The following is an 11,075-nucleotide window of genomic DNA, read 5'->3' as shown; positions in this document are numbered from 1 at the left end:
CGGTGTGCCTGGGCGGGTGCCGCTTACTCGCAGGTGCTGTTTACTCGTAAGTGCAGAGATAGGCGGTATCGATGTCGGTTTTCGCCTTGAAACTGGCCTGACCTGCCACGTCGAAGCTTTCGCCAGCGCCGTAGGTCATCCACTCCTCCATGCCCGGCAGCAGAACGGTCAGTGCGCCGCTGATCACCGTCATGGTTTCCTTCTTGCTGGTGCCGAATTCGTACTCGCCCGGGCTGATGACACCAACGGTGGCCGGAAGGGTGGAGGTCTGGAAGGCAATCGACTTGGCTTTGCCGTCAAAATATTCGTTCACTTTCAGCATGGGCTGAGCTCCTTGAATGAGTTTGGGTGGCTACTATACGGCAAATTTCTTCAAGTCCAATGACAAAATTGCCGGCGCCACGCCGGTTGCCCGGGTTCACTGCTCCCAGGGCTTGCCCTGGGTACCTTCCATGGTTTTTACCCCGATATGCATGGCGGCTTTCGCCAGAATGTTGGCACTCACCGGGGCGGTCATCAGCAGGAACACGGTTATCAGGATTTCTGAGATACCGATGCCCTCCCCGCGGGCGCTGAAGAACACCACCGAGCTCAGCATGATGGCACCAACGCCGACCGTGGTGGCCTTGGTGGGGCCGTGCAGGCGGGTGTAGAAATCGGGCAGGCGGGCAAGGCCTATGGCGCCTATCAGGGTGAAGGCGCCCCCCAACAATAGCAGCGCAGCGATCAGGTATTCCGCGATCGGGTGCATGTCATCAACCTCCGGAAAATCGTTGTTTCGGGGCGGCGTTATTCAATCACGCTGCCCCGTTTCAGATATTTGGCCATGGCCACGGTGCCCACAAAGCCCATGACCGCGATCAGCAGGGCCGCTTCCAGGTACATGCGGGTACCGAGCGTAAGGCCCAGCAGGATAATCAGGGCAATGGCATTGATGTAGAGCGTATCCAGGGCCAGCACACGGTCCGGGGCATCCGGCCCCTTGACCAGCCGGTAGACATTCAGCAGCGTCGCCAGGGTTACCATGGCGATGGTGGCGTACAGGGCAAAGGTCATCATTTGAACATCTCCAGCAACGGCTTCTCGTAGCGGTTGTGAATGGCCTCAATGACTTCCTGGTCGCTGGCTGCGTCCAGTGTGTGAATGAGCAGCGTTTTGCGGTCATCACTGACATCCGCGCTGACCGTTCCCGGGGTCAGGGAAATGGTGCTGGCGAGGATGGAGATGGCCAGGGGGTGTTCCAGCTCCAGGGGATAACAGACAAAAATCGGTCTGGGCTGGCGTGGGCTGAGAATCAGTCTGGCCACCGAGAAGCTGGCTACCACGATGTCCACGAGCATGATCATCAGGTATCTCGCCATGCGCCAGGGCTTCACGAAAACAGGGCGCTCGGGCCAGAAACCCTGGGTCAGCTGGGGAATCAGCCAGGCCAGTAACAGGCCCATTACCACGCTGGCACCCGACACCCCCTCACTGAGGAACTGCCATACCGTAAACAGGAGCAGGCTTAACCACGGTTGCGGAAAACTCAGACGATCAAGCATCAGTCATCCTCCTTCACCATGGGCGTCTGCAGTATCTGGATATAGGCATCGGTGTTATGGAGCTGCGCTGCGGTGGCATCGGTATACCGGGTAATCGGTCCGGCCAGCGCCACGATCACCACCGCCAGTGCGACCAGTGCGCCCGAAGCCACCGAAATCCGGCCATTGAGTGGCTCGGGCTCCTCCAGATGGCCATCGACGGTTCGCCAGAACACGATGCTGCCGGCGCGGCTGTAGGCAATCACCGTCAGGAAGCTGCCCACCAGCAGAACCGACCAGAGCCAGGCCATTTCGGTGCCCGAGTCCACCGCCTGCAGGATAAGCAGCTTGCCGAAAAAGCCGCTCAGCGGCGGCAGGCCGGCAGCGGCTACCGCGCCCACCAGGAACAGAACACTCAGGAAAGTGCGGTTGCGCATGGTGGGTGCCGTGACAATGCGATCACCGGCCGTGCCTCTCTGGTTGGAGACGAGTTCCGCCACCAGGAACAGGCCGCCCACCGTCCAGGTGGTGCTCAGCATGTAGAACAGGGCAGCGGACAGACCGGCCTCGGAACCGATAGCAATGGGCGCAAGGAGAGTGCCCACGGAGATAATCACCTGCCAGGCCACCAGTGTTTTCAGGGTGCCCGAACCGAGCGCGCCAATCACGCCCATGGCCAGGGTGATCAGGGCCACCGGGAACAGCCAGTCCATACCGAGATTGGCCAGGGCGCCGGCGTCGCCGCCGAAGATCAGCAGGTAGACCCTCAGAATGGCGTAGATGCCCACTTTGGTCATGACGGCAAACAGCGCGGCCACGGGAGCGGTGGCGCTGGCGTAGGCCCTGGGCAACCAGAAACACAGCGGCAGTATCGCGGCCTTCAGGCCAAATACCACCAGCAGCATCATGCCGCCGGCCTTGACGATGTTCAGGCTCTCTCCGGTTATCTGCGGCACTTTCACCGCCAGATCCGCCATGTTGAGGGTGCCGGTCACGCTGTAGATCATGCCGACGCTGATCAGGAACAGGGCGGAGCCCACCAGGTTGAGCACCACGTAATGCAGGCTCGGGACAGTTCTCTTGGCCCCTCCGCCGTGCATGAGCAGGCCGTAGGAGGCAATCAGCAGCACCTCGAAGGCGACGAACAGGTTGAACAGATCGCCGGTGAGGAACGCGATGTTCAGGCCCATCAGCTGGAACAGGAAGAGGGCATGAAACTGACGGTTACCCTCATCGGCGCCGCCGATGGCGTAGATATGGCAGAACAGTGCCAGCACCGACGTCATTACCAGCATCAGGGCCGCAAGACGATCCAGTACCAGCACAATTCCGAACGGCGGCTGCCAGTTGCCGAAAGCATAGAGACGGTAACTACCGTCGTCTGCCAGACTCAGGAGCACAAAGGTGGACACCAGGATCAGTACCGTGGTGGCCAGTGCCAGGGTCCGGCGCAGGCTGATCGGCGCATACCCCATCAGGGCCTGAAGAATCCCGCCAAGCAAAGGAAGCAGAATGGGAGCGGTAAGCCAGTGGTTCATTTACCGTTTACCTCCTCTTCTTCCTCCGGTGCGGGGGATCGGTAGGGCTTCTTGCCATCCACGTGATCGTCGTCGTTGTCTGCCAGGCTGCGCAGGGACAGCACCACCACAAAAGCAGTCATGGCAAAGCCGATAACGATGGCGGTGAGCACCAGGGCCTGGGGCAGGGGATCGGTGTAGCTGGATGCGGTTCCGATGACCGGCTGTTGTCCGGTGGCCAGACGACCACTGGAGAACAGGAACAGGTTCACGCCGTACGACAGCAGGGTCAGCCCGACCACTACAGGGAAGGTTCGCGCCCGCAGAAGCAGGTACACACCCGAGGCGGTCAGGGCGCCAATAACCAGTGCGAAAACAAGCTCCATTACGCACCCTCCTTTTTGCTCTTGATGGCGGAGTGGGGATTGAGTCTGCCGATGCTGACGAGAGCCAGCAGGGTGGCGCCAATGACCGTCAGGTAAACCCCGAGGTCAAACACCAGTGCCGACGCCACCTCGAACTTGCCGACCACGGGCCAGGTTATGTAGCCGAAGGTGGAGGTGAGGAACGGATAGCCAAAGGCGAAACTGCCCAGGCCAGCCACGGTGGCGAACAGCAGGCCCAGACCAATCACGTTGTGATAGCGGAAGGGCACGCGATCCTGGGTCCAGATCATACCGCTGGCCACATACTGGAGGATCAGTGCCACGGAGGTGATCAGACCGGCAATGAAGCCACCGCCCGGCAGGTTGTGCCCGCGCAGGAACACGTACACCGACACCATCAGCGCCAGGGGCAGCATGGGCCGTGCAATCTGCCGGAGCATCAGCGGATAGGCGTCCCGGGTCCAGGGGTGACCTTCGCCATCACTGGGCGGAGGGGTAAGCGCGGTGTTCTTGAGCATGGCGTAGATGCCAAGGGCGGCAATGGCCAGCACCGTAATCTCGCCGAGCGTATCGAAACCACGGAAGTCAACCAGGATCACGTTCACCACGTTGGTGCCGCCACCACCGGGTTTGCTGTTCTCCAGGAAAAACTCGGAAATGGAGCTGAACGGCTGGGTCAGCATGGCCAGAGTGACCAGGGTCATGCCAATGCCGGCGGCTCCGGCAATGGCGATGTCCCGGGCGCGGCGCCTGGCCGGTGTTTCAATCGGCGTCCAGGAGGGCATGTAGAAAAGCGCGAGCATCAGCAGCACGATGGTGACCACTTCCACCGACAGTTGGGTCATGGCGAGGTCAGGAGCCGAGAACCGGGCGAATGCCAGGGATACAACCAGACCCACCACGCTGAGCAACACCAGGGCATAGAAACGCTGGCGATGCATGGCCGAGGTTGCCAGGGCACAGCCAATGAGCACGGCCGCCGCGATGGCGGTGGGCGCGTCCACGGGGCTCAGACCTTTATTGCCGACAAAGATGCCCAGTTCCATCAGTGGCAGCGCAGCGACGGCAATGACGCTGAGCACCAGCAGGGTGGCATAGCGCTGGAGCGAACCGTTTTCCAGCAGGCGAGTGGCCTGATTGGCGAGATCCACGATGCGGGAGACCACGGCCTCGAAAACCGCCTTCTCGTCCACTTCCTTGAACCGGGCGTGGAAATCAAAAAACTTCTGGCGCTGGCTGTACATGAGCAGACCGCCGAAGAAGGCCACAAAACTCATGAGCAGCGGCAGATTGAAGCCGTGGTACACGGACAGTGTGTAATCAGGCACGCCGCCGCCCAGGGTGGCTGAGGCCGCAATCTCAAGCAGTGGCCCAATGGATACCGCAGGGAATACGCCCACCATGATGCAGGCAAACACCAGAATCTCCACCGGGAACTTCATGTAGCGTGGTGGTTCGTGGGGTGGGTAGATGGGCAGGTCTACCGGCTTCCCATTGAAGAACACATCGTGCACGAAGCGCGCCGAATAGGCGACTGCGAAGATACCCGCAAGGGTCGCAACGATGGGCGGGAGCCATGCCCAGAGCCCTGGCAGGTTCAGGGCCAGGGATTCGGCGAAGAACATCTCCTTGCTCAAAAAGCCGTTGAGCAGTGGCACGCCGGCCATCGAGGACGCGGCCACCATGGCCAGGGTGGCGGTGTGAGGCATGTAGCGCCAGAGGCCGTTGATGCGGCGCATATCGCGGGTGCCGGTTTCATGGTCAATGATACCGGCGGCCATGAACAGCGAGGCCTTGAAGGTGGCGTGGTTAATGACATGGAAAACGGCCGCCACGGCCGCAAGCTGGGTACCCATGCCGAAAAGCAGGGTGATCAGGCCGAGATGGCTCACCGTCGAATGGGCCAGCAGTCCCTTGAGGTCATGCTTGAACATGGCGACATAGGCGCCAATCAGCAGCGTGGCCATGCCGGTAAAGCTGACCATGTAGAACCACTGTTCGGTGCCCGCCAGTGCCGGATACAGCCGGGCCATGAGAAAAATGCCGGCTTTCACCATGGTGGCCGAGTGCAGGTAGGCCGAAACCGGTGTCGGCGCCTGCATGGCATGAGGCAGCCAGAAGTGGAACGGAAACTGGGCCGACTTGGTGAAAGCGCCCAGGAGAATAAGGGTGAGCGCCACCGGATACATGGCGTGGGCCTTGATCTGGTCGCCTGCGGCGAGCACATCGTCGAGCTCGAAGCTGCCGACAATATTGCCCAGGATCAGCACCCCGGCCAGCAGGGCGAGCCCGCCACCCCCGGTGACCGCCAGGGCCATCCGGGCCCCGCGGCGGGCGTCCTGCTTGTGGTTCCAGAAACTGATCAGCAGGAATGACGTCAGGCTGGTCAGTTCCCAGAAAATCATCATCAGCAGCAGGTTGCTGGACAGCACGATGCCGAGCATCGAGCCCTTGAAGCACAGCAGCAACGCATAGAATTTGCCGACGTTCTCATGGGCCTTCAGGTAATAGCGGGAGTACAGAATGATCAGCAGCCCGATGATCAGGATCAACAGGGCAAACAGCAGCGACAGCCCGTCCAGCCGGAAGCTGAACGACAGGCCCACGGCGGGCAGCCACTGGTAGGTATGTAACACCACGCCACCATCGGCGAGCGTCTGCCAATGTGGAAACAGGGCAGCAAGAGCAATGAGGGCGGGTACTGAAGATGCCACGGCAATCGCCGTTCGCCCTCCCTGGGCAAACAGTGGTGCAGCAATGGCACCCAGGAATGGCAGTAAAACAACCAGCGGTAGCGACATCGCAACCTCGTTATTGGTCTTTTTTTACGTGAGTATTGAAGGCATGTGTGCCTGAGTCTAGTCTCCGGCCGGCTACTGTGCACTGGCTAACCGGTGCAGTACGGCGAGATCGACAGAGTGGATCAGCGGGAAGCGGGTGGGTCCGGGAAGTACGGAAGACGGCCCCGGTGCCGCGCGATGTCAGCGGTAACAGGAGGGCGTATTGTGCCTGTGCAGCCGAAGGACCTTGCGGTCATGGTTGCTCCGTCAGTCAAACTTGAAAACCGATGATACGTGCCCCGTCCCCAAGGTCAAGTCAACTTGCGATTGATCAAGTGTATACTCGAACCAAAATTCCCAAGGACGAATCCCCATGAGTCACAGCTATCCGACGCTTCTCAAACCACTGGACCTGGGCTTTACCGAGCTCAAAAACCGGATACTGATGGGGTCCATGCACACCGGCCTGGAGGACCGCTTCTGGAATATCCACAAGCTGGCCCGATACTTCGCCGAACGGGCTGAAGGCGGCGTGGGATTGATGGTGACCGGGGGATTTTCGCCGAATCTGGTTGGCCAGCTGGCGCCCCTGTCCTCGACCATGAACAATCGGGCAACCGCGCTACTGCACCGCCATGTAACCGGAGCCGTCCACGAAGCTGGCGGCAAGATCTGCCTGCAGTTGCTGCACGCCGGGCGTTACGGGTACCAGCCGCTGATTGTCTCCGCCTCGGCCACCAAGGCACCGATCAGTCCGTTCAAAGCCCGCGCCCTTTCCGCGCGGGGTGTTGAAAGGCAGATCAATGATTTCGTCAACGCTGCCCGACTGGCCAAATCCGCAGGCTACGACGGCGTGGAAGTGATGGGCTCGGAAGGGTATTTCATCAACCAGTTCCTGTGTGAGCGGACCAACAAGCGCACCGACGAATGGGGCGGCTCCTACAGCAACCGCATGCGCCTGCCGGTTGCAATCGTCCGGCGGATTCGCGAAGCGGTGGGGCCTGAATTCATTCTGATCTACCGGCTCTCCATGCTCGACCTGGTAGAGGGCGGCCAGACCTGGGACCAGATCGTCACCCTGGGCAAGGCCATCGAGCAGGCCGGAGCCACCATCATTAACACTGGTATCGGCTGGCACGAGGCGAGGGTGCCCACCATTGTCACCTCGGTACCCAGGGGCAGCTTTGCAGACGTAACCGCCAAGTTTTACGGCGAGGTGGCCATTCCGGTCTGCACCACCAACCGTATCAACACGCCGGAGAAAGCCGAGGAGATCCTGGCAGGCGGCAAGGCCGACATGGTGTCCATGGCCCGGCCGTTATTGGCCGACAGCGAATTCGTGCGCAAGGCGCAGCAGGGCCGCAGTGACGAAATCAATACCTGCATTGCCTGCAACCAGGCCTGCCTGGACCACGTATTTCAGGCCAAACGGGCTTCGTGCCTGGTCAATCCCAGGGCCTGCCACGAAACCGAACTGGTGTTGACGGTTGCACCTGTGGTGAAACGGATTGCGGTGGTCGGCGCCGGGCCAGCCGGTCTGGCCGCGGCGACAACCGCCGCACGTCGAGGGCACCGGGTGACCCTCTACGAGGCAGACGATCAGATAGGCGGTCAGTTCAACTACGCCAAGCGCATTCCGGGCAAGGAAGAGTTCTACGAAACCCTGCGCTATTACCGCCGCCAGATAGAATTGCTGGACATCGACCTGCGGCTCGGCGTCCGGGTGGATGCCGGCGCACTGGCCGATGGCGCATTCGATGACGTGGTGATTGCCACCGGCGTGAAACCCCGAATCCCGTCAATCGATGGCATCGACCACCCCAAGGTGCTGGGTTATCTGGATGTGCTTCGCCATAACAAGGCCGTAGGCAACACCGTGGCGGTGATTGGCGCCGGCGGCATCGGCTTTGATGTGAGCGAGTTCCTGACCCATGACGCCGGCCATCATCCAGAAGGCAAGCAGAAAGAAGGCGAGCAGGTCAGTATTGGCGATTGGCAGGCGGAGTGGGGCATTCATCCGCAGTTCGAAGGACCGGGCGGATTAGCCGAGCGCCGGCCCACTCACTCGCCCCGCAAGCTCTATCTGCTGCAGCGCAAAACCGGTAAGGTTGGCGGTGGCCTTGGCAAAACCTCCGGCTGGGTTCACCGGGCCAGCCTCAAACACCGGGAGGTCGAGATGCTCCGCGGCTGCCGCTATGAGCGTATTGACGACCAGGGCCTGCACATTGCCATTCTCGACAAAGACGGCCAAATGATCGGAAACCGCGTACTGGATGTGGACAACGTCATTATCTGTGCCGGACAGGAACCCCTTCGGGAACTTTTTGACCAGTTATCGGCCTCTGGCGTCAAAGCGCACCTGATTGGTGGCGCAGACGTCGCCGAAGAACTGGACGCAAAGCGAGCCATTCGGCAGGGAACGGAAATCGCAGCCCAACTATGATTTTACTGATTGCCTTCGCGCTTCTCTCAATTGGATTCTCCTTTCTGTGTTCGATTCTCGAGGCGGCATTGCTGTCGGTTACCCCCAGCTACATCGCCTCGGTAAAGAAAGAGAAGCCCGAGCTTTTCGCCCGCCTGCGCAAGCTCAAGGACGACGTGGATGACCCGTTGTCGGCCATCCTTACCCTCAATACAGTGGCCCACACCGTTGGCGCCACCGGTGTCGGTGCCCAGGTCACTGTCGTGTTTGGTGAGGCCTGGCTGGGCTTCGCCTCGGCACTGATGACCCTGGCTATCCTCATCTTCTCGGAAATCATTCCCAAGACCATCGGTGCCAAATACTGGCGGGGCATCGCCCCCTACCTGCCCGCCATCCTCGGATTCATGATCAAAGCGCTGCTGCCGCTGATCTGGCTGTCGAAGCAGGTAACCCGTCGCATAGCCCCGGGTGATGATGACACCGATATACGTGCCGAAATCAGCGCCCTGGCGGAAATCGGCCGCGACCAGCAGGCCCTCGATGAGGACGAGCGCCGCATCATCCATAATGTGCTGAGATTCCACGAGATCAAGGTCAGCTCGGTGATGACACCGAGAACCGTGTGCAAATACCTGGAGCCAGACATTACGGTGGAACAGTTCCGTGAGCAGGTGGGGAATTCCCCGTTTTCTCGGTACCCGGTGATCGACGAAGAGGGGGAGGCCCTTGGCTATCTGCACAGGGCCGACCTGATCAATCTGGAGCCGGACGTGAACCTGCTCGACTACATGCGCACGATCATGCGCGTGAAAGGCAATACCAACATTGAATTACTGTTTTCCGACATGCTCCGGGAGAGGCAACACCTGGCGGTTGTCTATGACGAACTGGGCACCTGGCTGGGAATAGTGACGCTGGAGGACATACTGGAGACACTTTTGGGCACTGAAATCATGGATGAAACCGATAACGTCGCCAATCTCCGGCGGTATGCGAAGCAGCGTTGGAGTCGCCGCCTCAAGAAATATGGCTCTGGCCAACGATAGCCGGAAGGGTTAGCGCACCGCTTTCAGCGCATTGGAAATGGCCTCTGCTTCGGCCTCAAGTACCTGACAACGAAGACTATTTCCCTGTCGGATTGCCTGCTCGATCTGCTTTCTTTTCATGTCATACAGCCGGCTGAGAATGTCTGCCTGGCTTTGTCTTATTGGTGCGTTCATGACGGACCTCCCCATGGTTACACCTGTCGGTATTCTTTACGTTTCCGGCCGCAATATGGCCTACATCCGACTTGATGCATATCCCGCGCCATCCCGACATGGCGCCATTACCTTCCAAAGCGGGCCCGGTACGCCCCGGGAGACAGGCCGGTGTGCCTGCGGAACAAGCGTGTAAACGAACTCACATCCTCGTAACCCACCCGCCGGGTAATTTCATCAATTGGTAAACGGGAGCCCTCGAGTTGCTGACGGGCTATCTCAATTCGAAGAACCTGAAGGTAAGCGTTGGGCGTGTCCCCGGTGGCGGCCTTGAAGCGCCGGATCAGCGAACGCTCGGTCAAACCGGACACCCTGGCCAGAGCGGTAAGGCTCAAAGGGTTCTGGTAGTTGGCATCCAGCCAGTCCTGAAGCGTCAGAATGGCCGCATCGGAATGATACCGGCGGGCCTGAAGCGCACTGTAGGGCGCCTGACTGGTTCGCCCGACATCCAGCACAAACGCCTTGGCCAGCTCGCGCGCGACCTGAGCGCCGGCGTAGCGCTCAACTAGGTGCACCCCCAGATCCCACCAGGCCATGCCCCCGCCGGCACAGGCAATGTGCCCGTCTACCGTCACTAGTCGGTCCGGTTGCAGATCCACCTGGGGGAACCGCTGCCGAAATTGCTGACTGAAGCCCCAGTGGGTCGTGGCAACCCGCCCCTCGAGCAACCCTGCTTCGGCCAGCATGAAGGCCCCGGTGCAGTTACTGGCCACCCGCACCTGACCGGAACCGACAGCCCGGAACCGGCCCAGCCACTCAATCAGCTCGTCATTGCTCGCCAACACCGCCTCGATCGGGCCGCCAATGGTCGGAATGACCACCAGATCGTCCGGTTCCGCGCCGGCGGCCAACTCATTCCAGGCGCCATCCGCCTGAATAGTCAGCCCGTTGATGCACCGGCACGGCACACCATCCCTGGTCAGCAGCCGGGTGGCAAATTGTGGCGATGGCGTCTCATTGTTGATCCGAGCCCAGGTCACCCCGGCCAGCCGGAAAAGATCAATGATGCCGGTAATGGCACTGGCCAGTGCCCCATCAAAGCCAATTACAGAAACAGAGCGCATATCTACTCCAAAGTAGGTCTTAAGCGGGGAAGTTCCTCCCAGGACTGTCTGCAGCAGGGATGCTGCAGCCAAGCCTACAGGGACGTATTCACGGCGTGTCCTGGGAGGAACTTCCCCGCTTAAG

The 11,075-nt window shown here is 60.4% G+C and carries 11 protein-coding genes; 2 read left to right on the top strand and 9 right to left on the bottom strand.

The features are described 5' to 3' along the window. Positions 1-40: 40 nt before the first annotated feature. The 7 genes from ppnP to AC0J1C_RS12785 form a co-directional block, all read right to left on the bottom strand. The gene (ppnP, locus tag AC0J1C_RS12815) at positions 41-322 is read right to left on the bottom strand and encodes a pyrimidine/purine nucleoside phosphorylase (RefSeq protein WP_064228261.1); all 282 of its coding nucleotides are present in this window, start codon (positions 320-322) and stop codon (positions 41-43) included. A gap of 96 nt (positions 323-418) precedes the next feature. Next, positions 419-751: a Na+/H+ antiporter subunit G gene (locus AC0J1C_RS12810; RefSeq protein ID WP_091987004.1), complete on the bottom strand. Its 333-nt coding sequence runs from the start codon at positions 749-751 to the stop codon at positions 419-421. 38 nt (positions 752-789) lie between these two features. Next, the gene (locus tag AC0J1C_RS12805) at positions 790-1,059 is read right to left on the bottom strand and encodes a K+/H+ antiporter subunit F (RefSeq protein ID WP_091987002.1); all 270 of its coding nucleotides are present in this window, start codon (positions 1,057-1,059) and stop codon (positions 790-792) included. After that, positions 1,056-1,544, bottom strand: a complete 489-nt coding sequence (locus tag AC0J1C_RS12800; RefSeq protein ID WP_473044206.1) for a Na+/H+ antiporter subunit E — start codon at positions 1,542-1,544, stop codon at positions 1,056-1,058. The genes AC0J1C_RS12805 and AC0J1C_RS12800 overlap by 4 nt, the downstream gene beginning before the upstream one ends. Beyond that, positions 1,544-3,061 carry a monovalent cation/H+ antiporter subunit D gene (locus AC0J1C_RS12795; protein ID WP_473044205.1) on the bottom strand — a complete coding sequence of 506 codons (1,518 nt, stop codon included), beginning with the start codon at positions 3,059-3,061 and terminating at the stop codon, positions 1,544-1,546. Before AC0J1C_RS12795 ends, AC0J1C_RS12800 begins: the two co-directional genes overlap by 1 nt. Next, positions 3,058-3,426: a Na+/H+ antiporter subunit C gene (locus AC0J1C_RS12790; RefSeq protein WP_091986995.1), complete on the bottom strand. Its 369-nt coding sequence runs from the start codon at positions 3,424-3,426 to the stop codon at positions 3,058-3,060. The genes AC0J1C_RS12795 and AC0J1C_RS12790 overlap by 4 nt, the downstream gene beginning before the upstream one ends. Further along, positions 3,426-6,227, bottom strand: a complete 2,802-nt coding sequence (locus tag AC0J1C_RS12785; protein WP_473044204.1) for a monovalent cation/H+ antiporter subunit A — start codon at positions 6,225-6,227, stop codon at positions 3,426-3,428. The genes AC0J1C_RS12790 and AC0J1C_RS12785 overlap by 1 nt, the downstream gene beginning before the upstream one ends. A gap of 352 nt (positions 6,228-6,579) precedes the next feature. Here AC0J1C_RS12785 and AC0J1C_RS12780 point away from each other — a divergent pair, with 352 nt between their 5' ends. Beyond that, on the top strand, positions 6,580-8,649 hold the full coding sequence (locus AC0J1C_RS12780; RefSeq protein WP_473044203.1) for an FAD-dependent oxidoreductase: 2,070 nt from the start codon (positions 6,580-6,582) through the stop codon (positions 8,647-8,649). Beyond that, positions 8,646-9,674, top strand: a complete 1,029-nt coding sequence (locus AC0J1C_RS12775; RefSeq protein ID WP_473044202.1) for a CNNM domain-containing protein — start codon at positions 8,646-8,648, stop codon at positions 9,672-9,674. The genes AC0J1C_RS12780 and AC0J1C_RS12775 overlap by 4 nt, the downstream gene beginning before the upstream one ends. A gap of 9 nt (positions 9,675-9,683) precedes the next feature. Here AC0J1C_RS12775 and AC0J1C_RS12770 read toward each other — a convergent pair whose 3' ends face one another. Next, positions 9,684-9,848: a hypothetical protein gene (locus AC0J1C_RS12770; protein WP_473044201.1), complete on the bottom strand. Its 165-nt coding sequence runs from the start codon at positions 9,846-9,848 to the stop codon at positions 9,684-9,686. 107 nt (positions 9,849-9,955) lie between these two features. Next, positions 9,956-10,951 (bottom strand): GlxA family transcriptional regulator, encoded by a 996-nt coding sequence (locus tag AC0J1C_RS12765; protein ID WP_473044200.1) that lies wholly within the window; start codon positions 10,949-10,951, stop codon positions 9,956-9,958. Between the last annotated feature and the right edge of the window lie 124 nt (positions 10,952-11,075).

The sequence above is a fragment of the Marinobacter sp. E2 genome (assembly GCF_055755345.1).
This window is presented reverse-complemented; position numbering and strand designations above follow the sequence as displayed.